The sequence below is a fragment of the Paenochrobactrum sp. BZR 201-1 genome, assembly GCF_044987585.2.
Lineage (GTDB): Bacteria > Pseudomonadota > Alphaproteobacteria > Rhizobiales > Rhizobiaceae > Paenochrobactrum > Paenochrobactrum pullorum.
In genome coordinates this window covers 231,837-256,418 of sequence record NZ_JBJDRZ020000007.1, presented here as the reverse complement: position 1 = coordinate 256,418, position 24,582 = coordinate 231,837, and the positions used below count along the sequence as shown (strand labels likewise).

The 24,582-nt window shown below is 48.1% G+C and carries 20 protein-coding genes; 7 read left to right on the top strand and 13 right to left on the bottom strand.

Annotated elements, in window-relative coordinates:
* Window positions 1–191 precede the first annotated feature (191 nt).
* A complete protein-coding gene (locus ACI0FR_RS07340; RefSeq protein ID WP_374830990.1) occupies window positions 192–1,085 on the top strand; it encodes a 5'-methylthioadenosine/S-adenosylhomocysteine nucleosidase in 894 nt (297 codons plus the stop codon).
* A 218-nt stretch (window positions 1,086–1,303) separates the two neighbouring features.
* Complete coding sequence (locus ACI0FR_RS07335) at window positions 1,304–1,582, top strand: hypothetical protein (RefSeq protein WP_404905911.1); 279 nt, start codon at window positions 1,304–1,306, stop codon at window positions 1,580–1,582.
* A 130-nt stretch (window positions 1,583–1,712) separates the two neighbouring features.
* Here the strand turns inward: ACI0FR_RS07335 and ACI0FR_RS07330 are convergent, their stop codons facing one another.
* Both ACI0FR_RS07330 and ACI0FR_RS07325 read right to left on the bottom strand, forming a co-directional pair.
* Window positions 1,713–2,861 carry a CaiB/BaiF CoA transferase family protein gene (locus tag ACI0FR_RS07330; protein WP_404905912.1) on the bottom strand — a complete coding sequence of 383 codons (1,149 nt, stop codon included), beginning with the start codon at window positions 2,859–2,861 and terminating at the stop codon, window positions 1,713–1,715.
* An 87-nt stretch (window positions 2,862–2,948) separates the two neighbouring features.
* Window positions 2,949–4,133 (bottom strand): acyl-CoA dehydrogenase, encoded by a 1,185-nt coding sequence (locus ACI0FR_RS07325; protein WP_404905913.1) that lies wholly within the window; start codon window positions 4,131–4,133, stop codon window positions 2,949–2,951.
* A gap of 103 nt (window positions 4,134–4,236) precedes the next feature.
* Between ACI0FR_RS07325 and gcvA the strand changes: the two genes are divergently transcribed.
* Window positions 4,237–5,163, top strand: a complete 927-nt coding sequence (gcvA, locus tag ACI0FR_RS07320) for a transcriptional regulator GcvA (RefSeq protein ID WP_404905914.1) — start codon at window positions 4,237–4,239, stop codon at window positions 5,161–5,163.
* Here gcvA and ACI0FR_RS07315 read toward each other — a convergent pair.
* The 9 genes from ACI0FR_RS07315 to gyrA all read right to left on the bottom strand — a co-directional run bounded on the left by ACI0FR_RS07315 (window position 5,139) and on the right by gyrA (window position 18,421).
* Window positions 5,139–6,137, bottom strand: a complete 999-nt coding sequence (locus tag ACI0FR_RS07315; protein WP_404905915.1) for an LLM class flavin-dependent oxidoreductase — start codon at window positions 6,135–6,137, stop codon at window positions 5,139–5,141. The genes gcvA and ACI0FR_RS07315 overlap by 25 nt on opposite strands.
* 123 nt (window positions 6,138–6,260) lie before the next feature.
* Window positions 6,261–9,350: an efflux RND transporter permease subunit gene (locus tag ACI0FR_RS07310; RefSeq protein ID WP_404905916.1), complete on the bottom strand. Its 3,090-nt coding sequence runs from the start codon at window positions 9,348–9,350 to the stop codon at window positions 6,261–6,263.
* A gap of 9 nt (window positions 9,351–9,359) precedes the next feature.
* Window positions 9,360–10,481, bottom strand: a complete 1,122-nt coding sequence (locus tag ACI0FR_RS07305) for an efflux RND transporter periplasmic adaptor subunit (RefSeq protein WP_374830978.1) — start codon at window positions 10,479–10,481, stop codon at window positions 9,360–9,362.
* Between the two features lie 405 nt (window positions 10,482–10,886).
* Window positions 10,887–12,020 (bottom strand): tRNA guanosine(34) transglycosylase Tgt, encoded by a 1,134-nt coding sequence (gene tgt / locus ACI0FR_RS07300; RefSeq protein ID WP_404905917.1) that lies wholly within the window; start codon window positions 12,018–12,020, stop codon window positions 10,887–10,889.
* Window positions 12,021–12,077: 57 nt separating this feature from the next.
* Window positions 12,078–13,160, bottom strand: a complete 1,083-nt coding sequence (gene queA / locus ACI0FR_RS07295) for a tRNA preQ1(34) S-adenosylmethionine ribosyltransferase-isomerase QueA (RefSeq protein WP_404905918.1) — start codon at window positions 13,158–13,160, stop codon at window positions 12,078–12,080.
* A 113-nt stretch (window positions 13,161–13,273) separates the two neighbouring features.
* Window positions 13,274–13,783: a peptidylprolyl isomerase gene (locus tag ACI0FR_RS07290; RefSeq protein WP_404905919.1), complete on the bottom strand. Its 510-nt coding sequence runs from the start codon at window positions 13,781–13,783 to the stop codon at window positions 13,274–13,276.
* 104 nt (window positions 13,784–13,887) lie between these two features.
* Window positions 13,888–14,478, bottom strand: coding sequence for a peptidylprolyl isomerase (locus ACI0FR_RS07285; RefSeq protein WP_374830970.1), 591 nt, complete (start codon window positions 14,476–14,478; stop codon window positions 13,888–13,890).
* Between the two features lie 20 nt (window positions 14,479–14,498).
* The gene (gene coaD / locus ACI0FR_RS07280; RefSeq protein ID WP_404905920.1) at window positions 14,499–14,996 is read right to left on the bottom strand and encodes a pantetheine-phosphate adenylyltransferase; all 498 of its coding nucleotides are present in this window, start codon (window positions 14,994–14,996) and stop codon (window positions 14,499–14,501) included.
* A gap of 599 nt (window positions 14,997–15,595) precedes the next feature.
* The gene (gyrA, locus tag ACI0FR_RS07275; protein ID WP_374830966.1) at window positions 15,596–18,421 is read right to left on the bottom strand and encodes a DNA gyrase subunit A; all 2,826 of its coding nucleotides are present in this window, start codon (window positions 18,419–18,421) and stop codon (window positions 15,596–15,598) included.
* 298 nt (window positions 18,422–18,719) lie between these two features.
* Between gyrA and ACI0FR_RS07270 the strand changes: the two genes are divergently transcribed.
* On the top strand, window positions 18,720–19,349 hold the full coding sequence (locus tag ACI0FR_RS07270) for a MarC family protein (protein ID WP_374830964.1): 630 nt from the start codon (window positions 18,720–18,722) through the stop codon (window positions 19,347–19,349).
* Window positions 19,350–19,403: 54 nt separating this feature from the next.
* On the opposite strand, the gene ACI0FR_RS07265 is transcribed toward ACI0FR_RS07270, so the two are convergent.
* Complete coding sequence (locus tag ACI0FR_RS07265; RefSeq protein ID WP_404906012.1) at window positions 19,404–21,191, bottom strand: extracellular solute-binding protein; 1,788 nt, start codon at window positions 21,189–21,191, stop codon at window positions 19,404–19,406.
* A 383-nt stretch (window positions 21,192–21,574) separates the two neighbouring features.
* On the opposite strand from ACI0FR_RS07265, the gene ACI0FR_RS07260 reads away from it, so the two are divergent.
* Window positions 21,575–22,189 (top strand): invasion associated locus B family protein, encoded by a 615-nt coding sequence (locus ACI0FR_RS07260; protein WP_374830962.1) that lies wholly within the window; start codon window positions 21,575–21,577, stop codon window positions 22,187–22,189.
* 91 nt (window positions 22,190–22,280) lie between these two features.
* On the opposite strand, the gene ACI0FR_RS07255 is transcribed toward ACI0FR_RS07260, so the two are convergent.
* Window positions 22,281–22,970, bottom strand: a complete 690-nt coding sequence (locus tag ACI0FR_RS07255) for an HAD-IA family hydrolase (RefSeq protein ID WP_374830960.1) — start codon at window positions 22,968–22,970, stop codon at window positions 22,281–22,283.
* A gap of 314 nt (window positions 22,971–23,284) precedes the next feature.
* Between ACI0FR_RS07255 and rpiA the strand changes: the two genes are divergently transcribed.
* Both rpiA and ACI0FR_RS07245 read left to right on the top strand, forming a co-directional pair.
* The gene (gene rpiA / locus ACI0FR_RS07250) at window positions 23,285–23,989 is read left to right on the top strand and encodes a ribose-5-phosphate isomerase RpiA (protein WP_404905921.1); all 705 of its coding nucleotides are present in this window, start codon (window positions 23,285–23,287) and stop codon (window positions 23,987–23,989) included.
* A gap of 19 nt (window positions 23,990–24,008) precedes the next feature.
* Window positions 24,009–24,551: a DUF2059 domain-containing protein gene (locus ACI0FR_RS07245; RefSeq protein WP_374830956.1), complete on the top strand. Its 543-nt coding sequence runs from the start codon at window positions 24,009–24,011 to the stop codon at window positions 24,549–24,551.
* Window positions 24,552–24,582 lie beyond the last annotated feature (31 nt).

The window sequence follows — 24,582 nt, the reverse complement described above, 5'->3', positions numbered from 1 at the left end:
CATTACATTTTTCTGATTTAAATTAATTTTATAAAAAATACTCCCATCATATTGATATAATGGGAGTATTTTTGTTTTAAATACAATAAAAACTGAAATAGAGCTAAGAGGCTTTAGCCTTAAAGCTTGATTTCACCTAACATAATCAGCCAATAATAATCACCTGCACCAACGCATGAAGAGACATTGAGATGAAATTTATTCCTGCTCTCCTCGCCCTGACCGTCAGCACCTCAGCTTTCGCTGATGACACATCGCGTATCGCCGTGATGTCTGCTTTTGAACCGGAATGGGTTGTCCTGCAAGAAAAGCTCAGCGATCCTCAGGAAATCGAATTGAACGGCACCAAATTTCTGACTGGCAAGATTGAGGGAAAGGACGTTGTCCTGTTCCTCTCCGGTGTCAGTATGGTCAATGCAGCCATGACCACGCAGATGGCCATCGACAAATTTAACATCAATGCCATTGTCTTTTCAGGCATTGCCGGTGGCGTTGATCCATCCCTCAATATTGGCGATGTGATTGTGCCGGAACAATGGGGACAATATCTCGAAGCTGTCTATGCGCGTGAAACCGATGGCAAGTTCTCCACCCCGTCCTTCATGCCGACAACCCTGCCGAATTACGGTATGATTTTCCCGCGTGAAGTCAGCGTTGCGCGCGACGGCGGCCAGATGGAGAAAAAATTCTGGTTTAAAGTTGATGGCAAGCTGTTAGAAACAGCCACCAAAGTGGCCGCAGCAGTAAAGCTGAAAGATTGCGTTGCCGAAAACAAATGCCTCTCCAAGGCTCCTGCCATTCATGTCGGCGGCAATGGCGTGAGCGGCACTGCATTTGTCGACAATGCTGATTTCCGCGAATACTCATTCGACACGTTCAAAGCGACCGTTCTTGATATGGAATCCGCCGCTGTTGCCCATGTTGCAGACACCAATAGCGTACCATTCATTGCATTCCGTTCGCTTTCCGATCTTGCCGGCGGCGGCGACGGCGAAAACGAAATGGGCACATTCATGGGCTTGGCTTCGGCCAACTCCGCAGCTGTCGTTTCCGCTTTCATCAAAGCGTTGCCAGAGCAAAAATAGCAAAATAATCTGATTTTTGACGGCACATGGTGCGCCGTTATTTTATGCAATAATTTCAAAGAACCGGAACGATTTATCATTCCGGTTCTTTTGCGTCATCAACAGGATGACGAAGATATAGTTTTCTAAAAAAGCGAATATCAATTTATAAAATATAAACAAAATGTTATAGTCATTTCAAATGACATAACCGTTCACAACCGCTTTTGGAAAATGATATGACCGAACAAGATTCAAATCTCATTCTCTCCGCCTTGTCCCAACAATTTACGGAAGACGACATTACTGTTCAGGTCGATATTTATCGCCTTGAAGAGGAAGATGGCTGGACACTGGAAGTCATTGATGAAGATGACATTTCCTTTGTTTATGAAGATCTGTTTGAAACCGATCAGGAAGCATGGGATGCATTTCTGGCTGATGTAGAAGAATACGGCCTTGCCGACATCATCGATCCCGATGAAGACGAAGATGACGACGCGCCAAGCTATCACTAAAGAGGTTTCAATCAAAACCGCTCTAGTCTTTATGTTTCTACGCGCATCTTACGCCGAAAACTGTTTCACACTTTTCGGGATGCGCTCTAAGTTTTAAAAAAGCGGTCTGAAATTCAGGCCGCTTTTTATTTCAGCTATTCTTTTGAAGCAGTTCAGCAATTTCCGCATCATGCTCACCCAATAATGGCGAACGTTGTCCCAGCTTGAGTTCAGCATCCGAGAATTTGATCGGGGTGCGTAGTCCCGGCACATTTTGCGGATTAATCTGCATATTGCGAGCGATAAATTGCGGATCACTAAAAACATCCGCTACTGAATTAATCGGCCCTGCCGGAATCTTAAGTTTTTCAAGTTCCACCAACAGCGCATCACGTGTCCATAGACGTGTTTGTTCTTCCAGCATTTGTGTCAGGCTATCACGGTTTTTAACCCGCGCTGCATTACTGGCATAGTTTTCATCTTCGGCCACGCCATGCAGTCCGAGCAATTTGACTAATTTTGCAAACTGCCCGTCATTGCCGCAAGCAATGATGAAATAACCATCGGATACCGGCAGTGTCTGATAAGGCGCAATATTGGGATGCGTATTACCCATCCGTTTTGGCGCCTTGCCGGTAGCCAGATAATTCATGCCCTGATTGGCGAGCACTGCCGTCATGCAATCAAACAAAGCCATATCAATATGCTGGCCCTTTCCGGTGCGCTCGCGCATTATCAGGGCTGATTGAATGGCAATCACACTATAAAGGCCGGTAAAAATATCGGCAAAAGCCACGCCGATTTTTTGTGGTTCTCGATCCGGCTCGCCGGTCAAATCCATAATACCGGCCATGCCTTGGATCATAAAATCATAACCTGCCCGCTCGGCATAGGGCCCCTCATGGCCAAAGCCGGTGATGGAGCAATAAATCAGCCCCGGATTAATTTTTATAAGGCTCTTATAATCAAGGCCGTATTTTTCCAAACCGCCCAGCTTGAAATTCTCAATCAGAACATCAGCTTGCTTAACCAATTCACGAACAAGGTCCTGACCTTTTTTGTCGCGAAAATCAGCCGTCACTGACCTTTTGCCACGATTGCAACCATGAAAATAAGCGGCAGACGGCTCGCCCTCGACATCAAAATAAGGCGGCCCCCATCTACGCGTATCATCGCCCTCAGGACTTTCGACCTTAATCACATCAGCGCCCAGATCAGACAAGGTTTGCCCCACCCAAGGGCCTGCCAAAATACGGGCAAGCTCGACCACTTTCAGCCCTGCCAGCGGTGTATTTTCCATTACATCATGCCCTTTTAAAATAAAAACCCGCCCGCAATGATGCGAGCGGGCACAATCACCAACAGGTCATGTTGAACTTAGTAAAAATTAGTAAAAAGCCTGAATGCCTGTCTGCGCACGTCCTAAAATCAGCGCATGCACATCATGCGTGCCTTCATAAGTATTCACGGTCTCAAGGTTCTGCGCGTGACGCATCACGTGATATTCAATCTGAATACCATTACCGCCATGCATATCACGGGCATGACGCGCAATATCGAGCGCCTTGCCGCAATTGTTACGCTTGACCAGTGAAATCATGTCCGGTGCCATGCGATCTTCATCCATCAGGCGACCAACACGCAAACTTGCCTGAAGCCCGAGGGTAATTTCGGTCATCATATCGGCAAGCTTCTTTTGATAAAGCTGCGTTCCGGCCAGTGGTTTGCCAAACTGCTTGCGATCAAGTCCGTATTGGCGGGCACGATGCCAACAATCTTCAGCTGCGCCCATCACGCCCCATGAAATACCGTAGCGCGCACGATTAAGACAGCCAAACGGCCCTTTAAGGCCAGATACATTCGGCAGCAATGCGTCTTCACCGACTACAACACCATCCATAACCACTTCGCCGGTGATGGAAGCGCGCAAGGAAAGTTTGCCGCCGATTTTCGGAGCGGATAGTCCCTTCATGCCTTTTTCAAGCACAAAACCACGGATTTGGTTGTCATGTGCGGCAGACTTTGCCCAAACGACAAAAACATCGGCAATCGGTGAATTGGAAATCCACATTTTCGTGCCGGTCAGACGGTAACCACCATCGATTTTCTCGGCGCGCGTCTTCATACCAGCCGGATCAGAACCCGCATCAGGCTCGGTCAAACCAAAACAACCAATCAATTCACCCGAAACCAAGCCCGGCAGATATTTCTTGCGCTGCTCCTCAGAGCCATAAGCATAAATCGGATAGATCACCAAAGATGATTGCACACTCATCATCGAGCGATAACCAGAATCAATACGCTCCACTTCACGCGCCACCAAACCATAAGCTACATAGCTGGCATCGGCTGCACCATATTCTTCCGGCAGTGTCACGCCAAGCAAACCAGCCTGCCCCATCATGCGGAACAGTTCAGGATCGGTTGATTCTTCCATATAGGCTTTTTCAATACGCGGCATCAGCACATCATTGGCAAAACCTCTGGCTGAATCGCGGATCATCCGCTCATCCTCAGTCAGCTGATCATCCAACAACAACGGATCATCCCAAACAAAACTTGCGCGTGACATATAAATTCCTGCCTCTCCAATAAGAATAACCGATTATGCAACCAGTCCGTATTTTCAGCAATCTATGTTTACTCATTCATCTATTCCGTTTAATCATAGATGAATGACATCAGTATCGCGACGGCTCCTACCATCCACCAAAGCATTGGCAGCATTTGATGCAGTCAGCCGCTATGAAAGTTTCTCGGAAGCAGCCGATGAGCTCAGCCTGACGCAAGGTGCGGTCAGCCGTCAGATCGCAGCTTTGGAAGCGCAGCTTAATATTGCTTTATTTGAGAGAAACAGCAGGCAGGTTATTTTAACTGATGCCGGTCGCAACTATTTGCAAACCATCCGGCCTGCCCTTGCAGCCATACGTGCAGCATCCTTAAACATAATGAGTCATATGGGCAACAACACGCTTAATTTAGCACTTTTGCCCACATTCGGCACCCGTTGGTTGATCCCGAAAATACCGCGCTTTGTGGCGCAATATCCTGATATTATTTTGAATTTTTCCACCCGCATTGGCAAAGTGGACTTTGAAAAAGAAAATCTCGATGCCGCCATCCATATAGGTCAACCCGATTGGCCGGATGCCGATTTTGAATTTTTAATGGATGAAATCGTGTTACCTGTTTGCAGCCCTGCATTTTTGCAAGCGCACCCGGTGACTGGTCCGGCTGACCTTCTCAAAATGCCACTTTTTCATCTGGCATCACGCCCAAATGCTTGGGAACACTGGTTCAAAACTCTTGGCATTGAACAGCCATTGCACAGCTCTATGCGCTTCGAACAATTCTCCAATGTCAGTCAGGCATGTATCGCCGGACTTGGAATTGCGCTGATGCCGGAATTTTTGATCCATGCAGAAATGGCGGCCGGACAGTTGGTTCCTGTCTGGCCGCATAAGATTAAAAGCCTCAGCCATTATTATTTTGTCACACCTAAAACTCGTCAGGCGCGGCCGACTGTTCAAGCGTTTAAAAACTGGCTACTCTCCGAAATCAGCAGGGCAGAAGTTAATCAGGAGGCAGCGACCTTGGCATAGGATTGTGCGGCAATTTCATAAGAACGCATACGTTTTTGATGATCATAGATCATGCCTGTCAGCATCAATTCATCAACACCGGTGCGCTTGATAAAATCGTGGATACCATTGCCAACACTCTCCGGATCACCAACAACACGGCAAGAAAGCGCATGCTGGATAACCGATTGTGCCGAAGCATCCAGATTTTGCATATAACCTTCAACCGGTGCTGGTAACAAACCAGGCTGACCGGTGCGCAAGTTCACAAAAGCCTGTAATTGCGATGAAAACAGAAATTGCGCTTCTTCATCAGTATCGGCTGCAATCACATTCAAGCCCACCATCACATAAGGCTTATCCAAATGCTCGGATGGCTCAAAACGCTCGCGGTAAATATCAATCGCGCGCTCCATATCAGCGGGTGCAAAATGTGAGGCAAAAGCATAAGGCAAGCCTAGCATCGCGGCCAATTGCGCACCAAACAAGCTGGAGCCCAAAATCCAGACCGGCACATCAAGCCCACCGCCCGGCACGGCCTGCACACGCTGGCCTTCTTCAACCGGGCGGAAATAACCCATCAGTTCCACTACATCCTGTGGAAAAGCATTGGCATCACTATTGAGATTTCTGCGCAATGCATGGGCGGTAAATTGATCTGTGCCCGGTGCACGACCAAGCCCTAAATCTATACGTCCCGGATAGAGCGAGGCGAGTGTACCAAACTGCTCCGCCACCACTAATGGCGCATGGTTTGGCAGCATAATGCCGCCCGCGCCAACGCGGATTGTTTTGGTGTGAGATGCCACATGACCAATTACGACAGATGTCGCGGCACTGGCAATACCCGGCATATTATGATGCTCGGCCAGCCAATAGCGGTGGTAGCCGAGTTTTTCTGCAAGTTGTGCAAGCTCTGCGGTATTGCGCAAAGATTGAGCCGGCGTGCTGCCGGCAGGCACTGGAGAAAGGTCTAGAACGGATAAAGGTGTCATGTGCTTCATATGGATTGCATGCAAAACAATACAAGTGCGCTTCACCAAAATATGACTTATTTGTGCAATAAAAAAGGCGGGCTATTTTACCAGCCCGCCTTTTAAATTTTAGGTTCCGATCACTTATGCCTGTGACGGCGAAGCATCAGTATTTTGATGTCCGGTTGCTGTGTTTTCCTGGACCGGTGCTACGTCTTTTTTGGCAATATATGTATAGAACATAGGCACCACAAAAAGCGTGAAGACGGTTCCGACAGTCACACCGGTAAAAATCACCAGCCCCATCGAATAACGTGCCGCAGCGCCCGCACCTGATGCCAAAATCAGTGGCACAACACCAAGCGCCATAGCAGCCGTTGTCATCAGAATCGGACGTAAACGTGTTTCAGCCGATTTGATGATTGCTTCACGGCGAGAAAGCCCAAGCTCACGCTGCTGATTGGCAAACTCCACCATCAAAATACCGTGTTTGGTAATCAACCCGATCAAGGTGATGAGACCAACCTGCGTATAGATATTGAGCGTACCAAGGCCCAAATTCAGCGGAACCATCGCACCAAAAATCGACAGTGGTACAGACATCATAATGATCAGCGGATCGCGGAAGCTCTCAAACTGTGCAGCCAGAACCAGATAAATTACGATAACCGCCAAACCAAAAGCAATCGCAATGGTATTGCCCTGCTCCACTTCCAATCGTGACTGACCGGAATAATCGATAAAGAAACCATCCGGCATCGTCTCACGTGCAACGTCTAGCAAGGTTGCCAATCCTTGCCCTGTTGTCACGCCCGGCATCGGCAATGCAGAAATTGTTGCGGAGTTCAGCTGGTTAAACTGTTCAATGGCCGCAGGAGAGGCATTCTCCGTCACTTTAATGACTGCCGACAATGGCACCATTTCACCCGACGCACTGCGCACATAGTAGTTGCCGAGATTTTCAGGGTTAGCACGGAAATCATCCGGAACCTGCGTAATGACATCATAACTATGGGAATCACGGTCAAACTTCACAAACGAAGCGCCCGCGGTCAAAACACCAAGTGTCGCCCCAATTTCACTGACATGCACACCCAGTGCTGCGGCACGGTCACGATCAATCGCGACAGTGGTTTGCGGCGCATTAAAGGACATCGAGTTTTGAACAATGATAAACTCGCCCTTGGCTTGTGCGGCATTTTTGATTTCTTCTGCGACTTCAAAAACCTGATCAGATGGACCGGTTGACTGCAAAGCGATCGAAATCGGCAGACCACCCCCGGTACCTGGCAATGAAGGGGGAGCAAAAATAAACGCCTCGACACCTGTAACCTTTTCAATGCGGTTCGTAAGATCTGTTTGAATTTCCTTCTGGCTGCGTGTTCTGTCCTTCCAGTCATCAAGCACCCAAAGCGCAATACCTTGCGTGGTTCCGCCCCCCATGCCGACAATATTGAAGCGTGTCTGCAATTCCGGAAGATCAGCAGTCAGTTCATCAATCTGCTTGGCATAAAGATCCGTATAAGCAGAAGTTGCATATTGCGGTGCATTGAAGAGTGAGAATAACGCGCCGGAATCTTCTTCAGGAGCCAGTTCGCTGGATGTGTTGACGAACAAGAAGCCCGTCAGACCAACCAGCGAAACAACGATCAGCAAGGTTACCGGACGATAATTTAAAGAACCTGAAACATGACGCTCGTAACCGGCTTCCAATCGACCAAAATAATGGTCAATAAACTTTTGAAAACGGGTTTGTTCGCCATGTTTCAACATGCGCGCGCACATCATCGGCGAGATAGTCAGCGCAGCAAAACCGGAAATAATCACCGCACCTGCCAGCGTGAAAGCAAATTCACGGAACAGCGATCCGGTCAATCCACCGGTAAAACCAAGCGGCGCAAACACAGCCGCCAATGTAATGGTCATTGCGATAATCGAGCTGGTAATTTCCTTCATGCCCTTGAAGGCAGCATCCATCGGCTTGAGGCCTTCCTCAATGTGACGGTGGATATTTTCCAGAACCACAATCGCATCATCCACCACCAGACCGATGGAAAGCACCATCGCCAGCAGTGACAAAAGATTGATGGAAAAACCCAATATATAAAGGAAAAAACACACACCGATCATCGAGATCGGAATGGTAACGATCGGAATCAGAACCGAGCGGAACGAGCCAAGGAAGATGATGATCACGACAATAACAATCGCCATCGCTTCCGCAATAGTGGTGAACACTTCACGGATAGATGAACTGATTTGCTCGGTCGCATCATAAACCAGAACAATACTCATTCCTTCAGGAAGTGATGCCTGAATGGAAGGCAGCTCTTTGTTCACGGCAGCCGCCATGTCAATCGGATTGGCGGCAGGCGTCGGGAAAACACCCAGAAATGTCCCCTCACTGCCGTTGAACGAAACGATTGTGTCATTACTTTTTGCCGCCAGTTCAACTTTAGCAATATCGCGCAAACGCACAATATCATCACCATTGCTTTTAACCGGCATCGCACCGAATGTTTCCGGCGTCTGCAATGTGGACTGCATCGTAATGGAGCTTGCCACATATTCATTTTTGGTTTTACCCGGCGCCGACAAGAAGTTGGATGCTTTAATCGCCGCCAGAACTTCAGAAGCAGTAATACCGCGCGCCGCCATCTGGATCGGATCGAGCCAGACACGCATCGAGTAAACTTTACCACCCAAAATCTGAGCTTCCGCCACACCGGAAATGGTAGACATCCGCGGCTGGATCACACGTTCCAGATATTCGGTAATCTGTTCACCCGACATATTCGGATTTTGAGCTGCGAGATACATGGTAGCAAAATTCTGCCCCGTACCCTTCACAATCACCGGATCATCAGATTCTGACGGCAAATTACCGCGTACCTGATTAACTTTAGCGATCACCTCAGTCAACGCGGCATCGGGATTTGCACCAAGCTTCATCTGAACAGTTACCGTGCTCATCGACGGATTACTGGAAGATGTTACATAGTCAATATTTTCAGTCGTCGCGACAGCTTGTGCAATCGGCGCAGTGATAAAACCTTGAATAAGATCCGCACTTGCACCCGCATAAGCTGTGGTGACAGTGATAACCGTTTCATCAACTTTCGGATATTCTCGCACGGAAAGCTGAAAAATTCCCTGTGCGCCAAGCAACAGGATCAGCAACGACGTTACCGTCGCCAATACCGGTCGCCTAATAAAGATATCAGAAAAACTCATCTGACCCGCCTATTGCGCTGTTGCCGGATTGGCAGGATTGACACTATTGTCGATAACCACATGCATCTTCGGAGCGAGCCTGTTTTGACCGGCAGAGACGACAATATCGCCATCTTTAACACCGCTTGTGACCTCTACAATACCTTTTAGCCTGCGGCCAAGCTGAACGAAAACTTGGTCAACCGCCAAGGTTTCTTTCGCATCAGCAGATGCATCTTCCGTTTTCACAGGACGGACAATATAGACATAATCACCGTAAAGGCTGGAAGTGACAGCAGTTTGCGGTATTGTAATAATGTTGTTTTCTTGCGGCAATTCGACTGTCACCTGAACAAACTGTCCAGGATTGAGCTGACCATCGACATGCTCAATATGACCACGCACCGAAACCAACCGTGTAGAAGGATCAATTTTCGGATCAATACCGATAATTTTACCTTCAAATTCCTGATTATTGTTCGGATTGACTTTGATGGTCTGGCCCAATTTCAACTTATCGAATGATTGTTCAGTGACCGTAAAATCAACACGCATCGTGTCCATATTCTGCAAGGTTGCAATAACAAGACCCGGTGTCACATACTGACCGATATCAATCTTGGCGATCCCCATGGTGCCTGAAAATGGCGCAACAAGTGTCTTCTGCTTTAAAACGGCTTCCAGTTTGGCTACCTGTGCGCGAGCAGATTCAGCCGATGCTGCTGCTGTGTCCACATTGGAAACTGCACCAACACCTTGGGTGCGCAATGTTTGCGCGCGCTTCAAATTCTGATCGCTTAAGACGGCAGAGGCTTTAGCTGCAACCAGATCAGCCACCTGAATACTGTCATCGAGCTGCACAAGGGCCTGCCCTTGCTTAACCTTTTCATTGGCTTTGAACTTGATCGTGTTCACAATGCCCGCAACTTCAAATGTCAGATCAACACCTTCGGATGCATTGACAGAACCGATTGCCTCCAATCCGGGTGTCCAGACTGTCGGTTCCACGGTAATGGTTGCAACTGTCATCGTCTTTTGCGGCATATTTGCGAAGAAATCCGCGATCATTTTCGAACGGAAAAGGTTAAATCCAACAAGACCGCCAACAACGATTGCCAGAAATACAATTGCCAATAAAAGGCGTTTAATCATTGACTTTTAGCACTCCCGGTGTGCTCTAGCGCACTCACTTTCCTGCACCATTCAAAGGTCACATGCGGGTATTAAGCAAGTACGTTGGTTTTTATTTAAAACATGTGCGCATGATTTATGCGATCCGGCTAATTTTATCAGCCTAAGCGTTGCGCGGAGAATAGATTAAAAAAGTGTAAAATAAAAGATGCTATCTGATATCAATCATGATTTATCAGAGATATTATTTAACAACAATAGAGAAATAGTTGAAGTGAATATAGATCAAAAAAATAAAAGTATTAATATTAGAATAATTCTTAAATTCACAGAACTGTGACAATTAAATTAAAAAATATATTAAAAACCAAATAAGGAAGCACCATTATTTAAAAATGAAGCTTCCTTATTACGAATTAATACTTTTTAAAGTGCTGGAATGTCGCCGCGCGCCCAGCTTTCTGCTGTCAAAGCTGAGAATTCAGCAAAATTGCCTGCTGAAATAGAAGCACGAATACCTTTCATCAAATCCTGATAATAGGAAAGATTGTTCCATGTCAGCAACATAGAGGCAAGTGTTTCGCCGGATTTGACCAGATGATGCAGATAAGCACGGCTATAATCACGCGCTGCCGGACAATCTGATTCAGGGTCAAGCGGTCGGTGATCATCGGCGTGACGTGCATTGCGTAAGTTGATCTTACCAAAACGGGTAAAGGCCAAGCCATGCCGTCCGGCACGGGTCGGCATGACACAATCAAACATATCAATACCGCGGGCAACCGACTTCAAAATATCATCCGGAGTACCAACCCCCATCAGATAACGCGGCTTGTCGCCCGGCAAAATCGGACAGACGATCTCCAGCATGTCAAGCATCACTTCCTGCGGTTCGCCTACAGCCAAACCACCAACGGAATAGCCTTTAAGATCCATGTCTTTCAGCGCCTGCGCTGAACGTTCGCGCAATCGGCAATCATCCCCACCCTGCACGATACCAAACATCGCCCTGCCCGGCTGATCGCCGAATGCAACCTTGCAACGCTCGGCCCAACGCAATGACAATTCCATCGCACGCTCGATCTCAATGGTCTTTGCAGGCAGCGCAACACATTCATCAAGCTGCATTTGAATATCACTATCCAGCAGCCCCTGAATTTCAATAGAACGCTCCGGCGACATTTCATATGCGCGCCCGTCAATATGCGAGCGGAAAGTTACACCTTGCTCGTTCAATTTTCGCAATTTGGCCAGCGACATCACCTGAAAACCACCGGAATCAGTAAGAATCGGGCCTTTCCAACCGCCAAATTCATGCAAACCACCAAGGCGGGCAACGCGCTCTGCACCGGGACGCAGCATCAGATGATAGGTATTGCCGAGGATAATATCCGCGCCCAAATCCTTCACCTGATTCATATACATGGCTTTCACAGTACCAGCCGTCCCCACCGGCATAAATGCAGGGGTACGTACGGTGCCGCGCGGCATGGAAACCTCGCCCTGACGGGCATTTCCGTCACGAGCCAGAACTTTAAAAGTAAAATTTTCGCTTGTCATAAATCACGCCATACCGCATTTACAAATGGTTTGAAAGTGCCAAAGCCTCTGCCCTGCTCAGGCGCGCTTCAACAGGCTCGCATCGCCATAGGAATAGAAACGATAGCTGTTTTCAATCGCGTGTTTATAAGCTTGATGCATGATATCCATTCCAGCAAAAGCTGAAACCAACATAAACAAGGTCGAGCGCGGCAGATGGAAATTGGTCATCAATAAATCTACCGCCTTAAACTTATAACCGGGTGTGATGAAAATATCAGTCGCACCCGACCAAGGCTTGATTTGCCCGTCTTCTGTTGCCGCACTTTCAATCAAGCGCAAAGATGTGGTGCCAACACAAATCACCCGTCCTCCACGTGCATGAACCGCATTAAGCGCAGAAGCTGTTTCTTCTGACACATAACCGATTTCCGAATGCATTTTATGGTCAGCCGTATCATCGGTTTTAACCGGTAAAAATGTGCCGGCGCCCACATGCAGCGTGACAAAATGCTGCTCAATGCCGCGCTCTTTCAAAGCGTTCAACAATTCCGGTGTAAAGTGCAATCCGGCAGTAGGCGCCGCAACTGCACCTTTTTCGCGTGCATATACGGTTTGATAATCGGTCAGATCACGCTCATCTTCAGGGCGCTTTGAAGCAATATAAGGCGGCAGCGGAATATGGCCGACAAGCGCAATTGCTTCATCAAGAAACACACCGGAATAATCAAAAACCAGCAGCGCTTCGCCGCTTTCGCTCTTTTCTGCAACTGTTGCTTCCAAGGTTCCGTAGCTGCATGCTTCGCCCTTATGGCCGAAGCGAATACGTTCACCTTGTTTCACCCGTTTCGCGGGGCGTAAAAATGCTTTCCAGCGATCAGGCCCCACGCGCATATGCAGAGTGGCACTTACTTGTGCCACATTGCCGTCCCGCTCACGTATACCTTCCAGCTGCGCCGGAATAACTTTAGTATCATTGAAAACCAAAGCATCGCCCGGCTGTAATAAATCAGCCAGACCATCAACGCGCAAATCTTGTAAAATATTCGCCTGATCCTGATCCGGCTGCACATAAAGCAACCGCGCGTGATCACGCGGTTCCATCGGGCGCAGTGCAATATTTTGCTCCGGAAGTTCAAAATCAAACAAATCAACACGCATTATTTTTCATCCAAAAAGAAACGGCTCCGACAGTGCTTATAAAGCAACTGTCGGAGCCATCCAGTATTTTTTATGCAATTCTAATTGAATGCCACACTTATCTAATGTGAGCTTTATTTAACGTCAGCAGCAATTTTAGCCGATACAATGCTGTCCGGATCAACAACAGGCTCACCTTTTTTGATCTGGTCAACCACATCCATACCTTCAACAACCTGACCCCATACGGAGTACTGACGGTCGAGCCACGGGGAATCCGCCAGACAGATAAAGAACTGGGAGTTGGCGGAGTTCGGGTTCTGGCTGCGTGCCATCGAAGCGGTACCACGCTTGTGGTTTACATTCGAAAACTCGGCCTTCAAATCCGGCTTGTCGGAACCGCCCATACCAGCACGTGAAGGGTTGAAGCTTGCGCCACCCTGCTTGCCGAATTTCACGTCGCCGGTCTGCGCCATGAAATCATTGATAACGCGGTGGAAAACAACGCCGTCATAAGCACCTTCACGTGCCAGCTCTTTGATACGTGCAACATGGCCAGGTGCCAAATCTGGGAAAAGCTCAATTGCTACTGTACCTTTGGTGGTTTCGAGAATGAGCGTATTTTCTGGATCTTTGTAAGCCATCTGGCCTCTCCTGTTTGTTTTATCTTTACCGCTTGCATTCAGCATCTGCATCAGCGGCGAAAATTTAATCGTTCATACGGCCAAACAAGCTGGCCGCATAAATCTTATTTACGATCACTCAAAACAATTGCTTTGACGATCTTGTCCGGATTTTCGACTGAACCATTATCAGCTTCATTACCCTTCTTTATCTTATCGACAGCTTCCATGCCGCTGGTAACTTCACCAATGACCGTATATTGGCCATTGAGGAAAGACCCTTCATCGAACATGATAAAAAACTGCGAATTGGCTGAGTTCGGATTCTGGCTGCGAGCCATGCCAACTGTACCGCGCACAAATGGCTTGTCAGAAAATTCAGCCGGAATATCGGCATATTGCGAGCCACCAGTGCCAACACGGGTGGCGTTATAATTCTTGTCGAGATTGCCGAATTTCACATCACCGGTCTGCGCCATAAAACCTGGAATCACGCGGTGGAATGCAACACCGTCATAAGCACCTTCACGCACGAGCTTTTTAATCTGCTCAACATGCTTTGGTGCAACATCAGGCTTGAGTGCAATCTCTACATCGCCGTCTTTCAGGGTCAAAACAACGGTATTTTCTGGATCTGCCGCATAAGCGCTGATTGACGAGGTAAAAGCCATCGCCATGAGAGTTGTTGCGGCCAGAGCCGAATGCAGAAATGACATATTATATGATCTCCCTGATGTCAGGATTGAAATTTGGCTTTTAAAGCACTTGCCACACAAGCGGGTACAAAGGGTGAAATATCACCCTTCATCGCTGCAATTTGACGAACCAATGTGGCAGTAATCGTTCGAACGGCCGGATCGGCCGGTAAAAATACTGTCTGTAAATCCGGTGCCATAATGCCGTTCATACCGGCCATCTGCATTTCATAGTCAAGGTCGGTGCCGTCACGAAGACCACGCATCATCAATTGTGCATTGTACGTGCGGGCTGCATTGATCACCAAACCATCAAATGAAATGACAGAAATACGCGATTTGGCATCTTGACCCAAAACATCAAAAACGGCCTGTTCAATGAGCGACAGACGCTCATCAAACGTAAAAAGCGGCTTTTTTCCAGGATGAACACCGATTGCGACGATCACACGCTCGGAAAGACGCAGTGCACCTTTCAAAACATCCATATGGCCATTGGTGACCGGGTCAAAAGAGCCCGCATAAATCGCTGTTGTCATATCTTCCAGCTAGCCTTTTTACGCACCATTTTCAACATGCCGAATAAGGAAAAACAAATCTATCATGCAAATGCGGCAAGGTTTCAATCAAAATTCACAAACTGTGCGGAAATGGCCTGAATATTATTAATTAAAGGATGCTTCAATTTGACAAATCATTTTAATTTTAAGAATTTTTTTACAATAAATTTTAACGAAGATGAAACCAAATCGCACATCTCGCGTTTTCCAAATGAAAGGAAACGGAGATGATGATTTTTCTACTCGCTTTATCCATGATGATCGCAATGACAGCCTCGGCAATTATTTTGCTCCTGGAAGAACGTGCATCCAAGCGTCAGAACAAATCAAGAGGCGCTATCTCTTGGCATGCAATGCATAATAACCGGAACTTCTAAATGTCCGGGCATGCTGTCACCGTTAAAATCAAACGTATTTATGAAGTAAAATTCATAAATTACTGATTTAAAACAATTTTACATATTTCTCCTCGAAAGAGAAGAAAGCTGACCTCCCGATGAAACGCCAATTCCCTCCAGTCTTGGCATTTAAAAAGGGCGACGCTTTTAAAGCGCCGCCCTTCTTTTTTTATTTAATTTTTATTCTGCATCCGGTGTTGGCTCAGACACTTCAGGAGCACTGGCCTGCTCCCCCTCGTCACCTTGAACTACCGCATCACCCTCGTCTTCATCGTCGCTTTCAGTTTCTGAAATGCGCTCGACGGACACAACCTTTTCACCATCAGCGGTGTTGAAGATCGTTACGCCCTTGGTGGAACGACCGGCAATGCGAATACCTTCAACCGGAACGCGGATCAGCTGCCCGCCATCCGAAACCAGCAAAATCTGATCACTTGGCTCAACCGGGAACAGAGCAATCAGCTTGCCGATTTCATCTGTTTTCGATGTATCGGTTGCGCGAATACCCTTACCGCCACGACCCGAAATCCGGAACTCATAAGACGAAGAACGCTTGCCGTAACCAAACTCGCTCACGGTCAAAACAGTTTGCTCGCGGGCTTTCAGCTCTTCAAAGCGCTCATCACTGAGTTCCGCATCTTCTACGGCTTCTTCAAGTGTATCCACCACATCTTCAGCCTCGTCTCCGGATGCATTTCTGCGCTCCGCAATGACGCGCTTCAGATAGGCAGAACGCTCAGCCGGTGTTGCATCCACATGGCCGAGAATTGCCATTGAAATGATACGGTCACCTTCGGCAAGATTAATACCACGCACACCGATAGAATTACGTCCGGCAAAGACGCGGACATCCGTCACAGAGAAGCGGATACACTGGCCGCCAGCGGCTGTCAGCAATACATCGTCAAATTCGGTACAGGTATCAACCGAGAGAATTTCATCACCGTCATCTTCCAGTTTCATCGCAATTTTACCGTTGCGATTAACCTGAACAAAATCGCTCAGCTTGTTACGACGCACAGTACCGCGCGTTGTTGCAAACATCACATCCAGATTTGCCCATGAATCTTCATCCTCAGGCAATGGCATAATGGTGGTGATACGTTCGCCCTGCTGCAATGGCAGCATATTGATCAGTGCCTTGCCGCGTGATTGCGGCGTACCGATCGGCAGACGCCAGACCTTTTCTTTATAAACGATCCCGCGTGAAGAGAAGAACAGAACGGGCGTATGCGTATTGGCAACAAAGAGACGTGTGACCGAATCTTCATCGCGCGTTGTCATACCTGAACGCCCTTTACCGCCACGACGCTGCGCACGATAAGTCGCCAATGGCACGCGCTTGATATAACCGGCGTGACTGACAGTCACCACCATATCTTCACGCGCAATCAGATCTTCATCATCCATTTCAGCGCCACCCATACCAAGTTCAGTACGGCGTGGTGTGGCAAATTCATCATGAACAGCTTTGAGTTCGTCCTTCACAATGCCCATCACGCGCTCACGCGAGGCCAAAATAGCAAGGAATTCACGGATTTCTTCACCGATTTTGTTCAATTCATCGGCAATTTCATCACGACCCAAAGCGGTCAGACGCTGCAAGCGCAATTCAAGAATTGCACGAGCCTGTTCTTCAGACAGATTGTAAGTAGTGTCTTCATTAATTTTGTGACGTGGATCATCGATCAAACGGATCAACGGTGCCACATCAGCAGCAGGCCAGCGACGCTCCATCAACTGCTCACGTGCAGTTGTCGGATCCGGCGCACGGCGGATCAGAGCAATGATCTCATCAATATTGGCAACAGCAATGGCCAAACCAACCAAGACATGGGCGCGTTCGCGGACTTTATTGAGCAGGAATTTGGTGCGTCGGGTAACAACTTCCTCACGGAACGCCACAAATGCGCGCAGCATATCCAGCAGCACCATCAGTTCCGGCTTACCGCCATTCAGCGCAACCATGTTGCAGCCGAAAGATGTTTGCAGCGGCGTGTAACGGAACAACTGGTTCAGTACCACATCAGCAACAGCATCACGCTTCAATTCCACCACAACACGGTAGCCGTCACGGTCGGATTCGTCACGCAGATCAGAAATGCCTTCGATACGCTTGTCGCGCACCAATTCGGCCATTTTCTCGATCATTGTCGCCTTATTTACCTGATAAGGAACTTCAGTGATAATAATGGCTTCACGATCACCGCGCATCGGCTCGATAGCTGTGCGGCCACGCATAATAACAGAGCCGCGACCTGTGCTATAAGCTGAATGAATACCGGAGCGACCAAGGATGATACCGCCGGTCGGAAAATCAGGCCCCGGAATGATTTCCATCATTTCTTCGAGGCTGATTTCCGGATTGTCGATCAGCGCGATACAACCATCGATAATTTCGCCCAAGTTATGCGGTGGAATATTGGTAGCCATACCAACAGCAATACCACCCGAACCATTGACCAGAAGATTTGGAAAACGGGCAGGCAAAACGCGTGGCTCATGCTCGCGGCCATCATAGTTATCCTGAAAATCAACCGTATCTTTATCGATATCGGCCAGCAAATATTCGGACACTTTTTGCAGACGGCACTCGGTATAACGCATCGCAGCCGGCGGATCACCGTCGATGGAACCGAAGTTCCCCTGCCCGTTGATCAGCGGTTCGCGCAGCGAGAAATCCTGCGCCATACGCACAAGCGCGTCATAGATAGAAGCATCACCATGCGGGTGATACTTACCCATAACCTCACCGACGACACCGGCGGATTTACGATATGGTTTGTTCCAGGCAAGCCCCATTTCATTCATCGCATGCATGATACGACGATGAACAGGTTTCAGCCCGTCGCGCACATCAGGAAGCGCGCGACTCACGATTACGCTCATCGCATAATCGAGATAGGAACGCTGCATTTCCTCAACGATTGAAATCGGCTCGATACCGCTCGGCCCAATTGGACCATTGGCATCATCTGAACCGGGTGGCGGAGTTAGATTTGACACTATTCAAAGGTCTTTCTTAACAGAATCGGTAAACTCAACTTATATAGGAAAAACTCGCAAAACACCAATTTACCAACTTTTTGCGCCCGCTGAAATGTGAATGAAATTCAACGCCTTGAAAGATATTCACAAATCATCGCCTATACAAGAAGTTATGCCCAATCACCTATCCACAGGATATGCTGTAACTTCATTCCATAGTCGAAAGCTCGGCTCATCGACCTGCGGCGGCAACTAAGCTAGATTAATGTTCTTACAACAATTTGAGTCGCAAATTCAACCGGAGGACTAAAACCCCATGGGTTTCATTGATACAATTTTGAGTGCTCTGGTCACACTGCTTGTAACAATTGACCCTCCCGGCCTGGCACCATTGTTTTTAGCACTCACACCGGGCATGAACCGTCAGGCACGCAATCAGGTTGCCAAACGCGCCACCATCATCGGTTTTATTCTGCTCACCATCTTCGCCATTGCGGGCGCGCAAATAATGAGCCTGTTCGGCATCAGTATCGGTGCCTTCCGCGTGGCCGGTGGTTTGCTCCTGTTCTGGATTGCGTTTGAAATGATTTTTGAGAAACGCACCGAGCGCAAAGAGAAAAGTGCTGAAGTCGCGATCACCAAAGATCATATCCACAATATCGCCGCCTTCCCGCTTGCCATTCCGCTGATTGCGGGCCCCGGTGCGATTTCGGCGGTGATCCTCCTCTCCGACGGTTTTCATGCGCCCGTTGAGCGCTCCATGCTCATTGTGGTCATTCTGGCCTGTATGGCAATTACTTATGTCACGCTTTTGCTGGCCGAGCGTGTTGACCGTTTCTTAGGCGAAACCGGTCGCTCGATCCTCACCCGCCTCCTCGGTGTCATTCTGGCAGCCCTTGCGGTGCAATTTGTGGCAGACGGTGTCAAATCGCTGATTGCCGGCTAATCAATCAAAAAAGGCCTGAAGAACATAGTCTTCAGGCCTTTTTTAATTCTGGTTTTATTTGGTTGCATCCTCAGCCCACCAGGTAGGTAGCTGATAACCAAACAGCGATGTTTTTTCAGGATATTTTACCCGCCCCCAATGCGCCAGCCATTGCTGCGGCAGATGATAAAGCGGGACATAATAATCACCGGAAATCAGCACCCGATCCATCGCACGCACCGCACTGACAAAATCTTCCTGACTTCGCGCGGCAAGCATTGCCTCAATCATCGCATCAATCGCCGGATCGGCAGCACCTGCATAATTGAAACTGCCCTGTGCATCACGCGATGCACTCCCCCATCGGTTCCATTGTTCATTGCCGGGTGAAAGCGTTCCGGTCAATGCGCCAAGCATCATATCATAATCATAGGTCTGCATACGATGCTGATATTGCGCATCATCAACAGTTCGCACACTCACTTCAATGCCAAGACGCTCCAGATTACGTTTAAAGGCAAGCGAGACTTTTTCCTCGTCCACCGAACGGGTCATGATTTCAAATTCGAAGGGCTTGCCATCTTTGCCAATGGCCTTACCTTTTTCAAAACGGAAACCGGCCTGTTTAAGCAATCGCATCGCTTCGCGCACTAATTTGCGATCATGACCACTGCCATCGGTTCTCGACGCATGCCATTTTCCCTCCATCACATCACTGCGCACGGCATTGGGGAAAAGCGCCAATAATGACCGCTCGCGCTCATCCGCCTTTATACCCACCGCCGAAAGATTGGAACCGAACCAATAACCTTCCGTACGTTTATATTGATCGGAAAACAGGCTGCGGTTAGCCCATTCAAAATCAAACAACAGGCTTATGGCGTGGCGCACTTGGCTGTCGGCAAAAATTTCGCGCCTGGTATTAAAAGTAAAGCCCAACAGATTAACCGGAATACCACGGCTAAAGCCTGCCTTGATAATGCGTCCGTCCTTAACCGCAGGGAAATTATAAGATGTCTGCCATCGGGTCGGATTGCCCTCCAGAAAAACATCCACCACACCTTTTTTAAAAGCTTCGAACATTGCCGTTTCGTTGCGGAAATATTCAATGCTTATTTTGTCGAAATTATCAAAGCCGCGCTTGACGGGAAGATCTTTCGCCCAATAATCATCATTGCGTTCATAAAGAATTGATTGTCCAGGTGAAACGCGCGCCACTTTATAAGGTCCGCTGCCAACCGGCGCTTTTAAGGAAGCGTTGCCGAAACTGTCCACATCAATGGCATGTCTGGGCAAAACCGGCATCGTGGACGCAATCAGCAACGGAAATTCACGATCCGACTGATCATTGAAGGTGAAGCGCACTTTACGCTCGCCGGTTTTTTCAATTTTCTCGATGCGACTCATACGGCTGCTATAAGGCGGGCGGCCTTTTTCAGTGAGCAGCTCATAGGTAAAGATGACATCCTCAATGGTGACAGGCTCACCGTCCGACCATTTGGCCAAGGGATTCAGTGTAAATTCAACCCAATGGCGATCTTCATCACTTTCAACTTTTTCAGCCAGCAATCCGTAAAGCGCAAAAGCTTCATCGCGCGAGCGCTGCATCAGACTTTCATAGACAAGATTGCCGAAATCGCCGTCCATAAACAATCCGCGTGCAGTGGTGCGCATACTTTTCAAGACAAACGGATTAAGACTATCGAATGTACCGACAACCCCGTAGCGCACCTGCCCGCCTTTCGGCGCATCCGGATTTACATAAGGAAAATACTGATAATCGGCAGGCAGTGCAGCCGTGCCATGCATGGCAAGTGAGTGGGTTGGCTCAGCCCATGTAAACGAAGTCAAATTCAATGACATAGCCGCCGTCAGCAAAGCGGAATAGGTTAGCGTTTTCATTATCCTCAAATTCACCCGACATGAGCTCCGTAAAATATTTTCAATCGGAACGATTCGTAAACAATCAGCCCTAAATTAAGGCTTTTGATCTTTATAAAGCGTGTCAATAGAGTGACATTCGCCAAGGAATGTGTTTTTTTTAACAATTGCAATGAATTGTGCTTAAAGCGCCACTGGATTACACCGAAAAGTCAGTGTAACACAACATTAAGCATATTGGTCACGCTCTCGCCGCATTTTTAAACAATTGAGTTTGCAGATGTTTAAGCAGTAGCTGACCGCCCTAACAAAGGGTAATCGGGATTAAAGCCCAAAACAAAAGCATTGAAAGGAACCTGTTGATCATGTCCAGCAAAAAGACGATCGCGGCCTCATCTGCACTGGCTGGCGTGTTCGCTTTGCTTGCAGCTTCATCCATCCCGGCCTCTGCCCAGCAGCCGCCTGAAGGCTGGTTTAAAGTATGCTCCAAGCAGGAAGACAACGATATCTGCAACACGCAGAATATCGTAACCGCCAATTCCGGCCAGCTGCTGACCGCCGTTAATCTGATCGAAATCAAAGGTAAGATTAACCGCAAAATCTTTCAGGTTTCCGTTCCGACCGGTCGTCTGATTCCTGCAGGCGTAGGCCTCCAGATCGACAACAACAAAGCAGTTAAAGTCGAATACGGCATCTGCTTCCCGGATCGTTGTATCGCTGAAGCACCTTTGACAGATGAATTGGTAAATTCATTCAAAAAAGGCGGCAAAATGGTTCTGACCTCGGTCAACTTCCAGAACCAGCCTAACCCGATTTCTGTTTCGCTGACAGGCTTCTCCGATGCATTGACGGGCCCCGGCCTGCAGCAGAACGAACTGGAAGAACGCCAGAAAGAATTGCAGGATGCAGTTCAAAAGCGTCAGAAAGAATTTGAAGCCAAGATGAAGGCCGAGCAGGATAAAGCCAAAGCCGGCAAATAAGCTTGTATTTCTTCAATCAAAAAAGAGGCGCTTCGAGCGCCTCTTTTTTATGCCTGTTCAAACAATCAGGCTGAATCTTGTTCCAAGTGTATTAGAGGCGCGGCATCACCGCACCAGTCAGCTGCTCGACCATTGAGATGGTCAATTCGTCATAATGGGAAATAATCCGGCTTGGGCCCAAAACATTAACCGGCACATCCGTATAACCAAAATCCACTGCTACAACAGGAATACCCGCTGCCTTTGCCGTATCAATATCGGTGCGGCTGTCACCAATCATCACCGCACGGTCGGCATCGCCACCGGCAGCGGCAATGGTCTGCGTCAAGTGGCGCGGATCCGGTTTGCGGAAAGCAAAACTGTCGGAGCCGCTGATGGCACCGAAACGGTCAGACAAATTGAGACCATCCAATAATTTGACAGCCAGCCCTTCAAATTTATTGGTACAGATTGCCAAAAGATAGCCGCGGCTGGCAAAACGATCCAGCGCTTCGATTGCGCCATCAAAAATTCTGGCCTTACCGGGCATATTATATGCGTAATGCTCCAGAAAAACTGCAACCAACTGATCCAGCTCATCGGATTTCAATTGTTTTTGCTGCGCCTGATAAGCGCGCTCGATCATCACCCGTGCGCCCAAACCAACATAGCGACGCAGTGAAACAGGATCAGCTTGTTGTAATCCTCCCACATCAAGACAATGATTGAGACTTTCCAGAAGATCTGTTGCCGTGTCGACAAGAGTGCCGTCAAGGTCAAAGACTATTATAGGTTTCAACATTCATATATCCGATAACGGTGATCAAATTCATTTCTATGCCTAGCCGATGAACGCCCTGCTCTCAAGCCGGATTCGTTCCCATTACCTGATGTTGGCAAATAAAATGACAAAATACGGTTTTCGTTTTGATTTTTAAAAAATTCACATGTTTTCTTGCAAAATACACTCAAATTTTCTCAATCTTCGCCGCGCATTTTCAAAACAAAGTGAATATGTGCTTTTGTGTCTTGATCAGTCCATGCTAAATGTAAGGTTCAAAATATCGAGAATCCTTACGGCTTTTATAAAGAGCCGCTCTCAAGAGGAATGTAACTATGGATGAAGCCCGTCGACTTAAGATCGCGGCCGCAGCAGAAGCTTTGACACATGTCAAAGATGGCATGCGTCTTGGAATCGGCACGGGTTCAACCGCAGAAGAATTCGTTCGTCTGCTGGGTGAAAAAACCGCCAACGGATTTAAAGTCATCGGCGTGCCAACTTCAGAGCGCACTGCTGCACTTTGCAAAGAGTTGAATATTCCGCTCACCACCTTGGAAGAAACGCCACATCTTGATCTCACCATTGATGGTGCGGATGAAGTTGACGCGGCCCTTACCCTTATCAAAGGCGGCGGCGGTGCATTGCTGCGCGAAAAGATCGTGGCTGCAGCCTCCGATGCAATGATTGTTATTGCCGACGAGAGCAAGCTGGTTGACACATTGGGACGTTTTCCTCTGCCGATTGAAGTCAATATTTTTGGTCTTGGCGCCACTAAACTTGCCATCCAAAAAGCAGCCGACAGCCTCGGTTTGAGCGACGAATTGGTTCTTCGTCAACAAGACGGAAAAACTTTTGTGACTGATGGCGGTCATTACATCATTGATGCATCTTTTAGCCGCATTCCCGATTCAAAAGCATTATCAGACGCTCTCTTCGCCATTCCGGGTGTTGTAGAGCACGGACTTTTCATCGGACTTTCGGAAACCACTATTATAGCGGGCGCTGATGGTATCCGGACAATTAAACCGTCTAAAAATTAAATTACGGAGTGACGACCTTATGACCAAGACAACAGGCTTACACCGTCTGATAGCGCCACTGGCTGCGCTTGGTATTCTGGCAGGTTTGCAAGGCGCAAATGCTCAGGACGTTTCAGAAGCCCATCTCAATGCTGCACGTTCTGCAATTGCCGCCATTGGCGCGACAGAACAGTTCGATGCCATTCTGCCTCAGGCTGCAGCATCGCTGAAAGCTGAACTGATTCAGAAAGATCCGAATCTTGAAGAACTGATCACCAAAACTGTTGATGATAAGGCGATTGCATTGGCTGCACGTCGCGCCGATCTGGAAACAGAAGCTGCACGCGCCTATGCAAATTCTTTCTCGCAAGCTGATCTTGAAGCCATTGCAACTTTCTATAATTCAGAAAGCGGCAAGAAGCTGATTGCTGAAGGCCCGATCGTCACCCGTGAAGTGATCAAAGCAGCAGGCATCTGGCAAAATGGTATTGCCCGCGATCTGGCTGTTGGCGTTGGTGAAACGCTTGCCGAACAAGCAAAAGCTGCCGCTCCTGCGTCAGAAGAGCCAAAGCCTGCACAATAAATTTTGCTTCAGCGCACAAAAAAGCCTCCGG

What these genes read in the sequence shown, in the direction of transcription:
- ACI0FR_RS07340 (WP_374830990.1), top strand. Translation starts at nt 192, where the DNA reads ATGAAATTTATTCCTGCTCTCCTCGCCCTGACCGTCAGCACCTCAGCT.
- ACI0FR_RS07335 (WP_404905911.1), top strand. Translation starts at nt 1,304, where the DNA reads ATGACCGAACAAGATTCAAATCTCATTCTCTCCGCCTTGTCCCAACAA.
- ACI0FR_RS07330 (WP_404905912.1), bottom strand. Translation starts at nt 2,861, where the DNA reads ATGGAAAATACACCGCTGGCAGGGCTGAAAGTGGTCGAGCTTGCCCGT.
- ACI0FR_RS07325 (WP_404905913.1), bottom strand. Translation starts at nt 4,133, where the DNA reads ATGTCACGCGCAAGTTTTGTTTGGGATGATCCGTTGTTGTTGGATGAT.
- gcvA (WP_404905914.1), top strand. Translation starts at nt 4,237, where the DNA reads ATGACATCAGTATCGCGACGGCTCCTACCATCCACCAAAGCATTGGCA.
- ACI0FR_RS07315 (WP_404905915.1), bottom strand. Translation starts at nt 6,137, where the DNA reads ATGACACCTTTATCCGTTCTAGACCTTTCTCCAGTGCCTGCCGGCAGC.
- ACI0FR_RS07310 (WP_404905916.1), bottom strand. Translation starts at nt 9,350, where the DNA reads ATGAGTTTTTCTGATATCTTTATTAGGCGACCGGTATTGGCGACGGTA.
- ACI0FR_RS07305 (WP_374830978.1), bottom strand. Translation starts at nt 10,481, where the DNA reads ATGATTAAACGCCTTTTATTGGCAATTGTATTTCTGGCAATCGTTGTT.
- tgt (WP_404905917.1), bottom strand. Translation starts at nt 12,020, where the DNA reads ATGACAAGCGAAAATTTTACTTTTAAAGTTCTGGCTCGTGACGGAAAT.
- queA (WP_404905918.1), bottom strand. Translation starts at nt 13,160, where the DNA reads ATGCGTGTTGATTTGTTTGATTTTGAACTTCCGGAGCAAAATATTGCA.
- ACI0FR_RS07290 (WP_404905919.1), bottom strand. Translation starts at nt 13,783, where the DNA reads ATGGCTTACAAAGATCCAGAAAATACGCTCATTCTCGAAACCACCAAA.
- ACI0FR_RS07285 (WP_374830970.1), bottom strand. Translation starts at nt 14,478, where the DNA reads ATGTCATTTCTGCATTCGGCTCTGGCCGCAACAACTCTCATGGCGATG.
- coaD (WP_404905920.1), bottom strand. Translation starts at nt 14,996, where the DNA reads ATGACAACAGCGATTTATGCGGGCTCTTTTGACCCGGTCACCAATGGC.
- ACI0FR_RS07270 (WP_374830964.1), top strand. Translation starts at nt 18,720, where the DNA reads ATGGGTTTCATTGATACAATTTTGAGTGCTCTGGTCACACTGCTTGTA.
- ACI0FR_RS07265 (WP_404906012.1), bottom strand. Translation starts at nt 21,191, where the DNA reads ATGTCATTGAATTTGACTTCGTTTACATGGGCTGAGCCAACCCACTCA.
- ACI0FR_RS07260 (WP_374830962.1), top strand. Translation starts at nt 21,575, where the DNA reads ATGTCCAGCAAAAAGACGATCGCGGCCTCATCTGCACTGGCTGGCGTG.
- ACI0FR_RS07255 (WP_374830960.1), bottom strand. Translation starts at nt 22,970, where the DNA reads ATGTTGAAACCTATAATAGTCTTTGACCTTGACGGCACTCTTGTCGAC.
- rpiA (WP_404905921.1), top strand. Translation starts at nt 23,285, where the DNA reads ATGGATGAAGCCCGTCGACTTAAGATCGCGGCCGCAGCAGAAGCTTTG.
- ACI0FR_RS07245 (WP_374830956.1), top strand. Translation starts at nt 24,009, where the DNA reads ATGACCAAGACAACAGGCTTACACCGTCTGATAGCGCCACTGGCTGCG.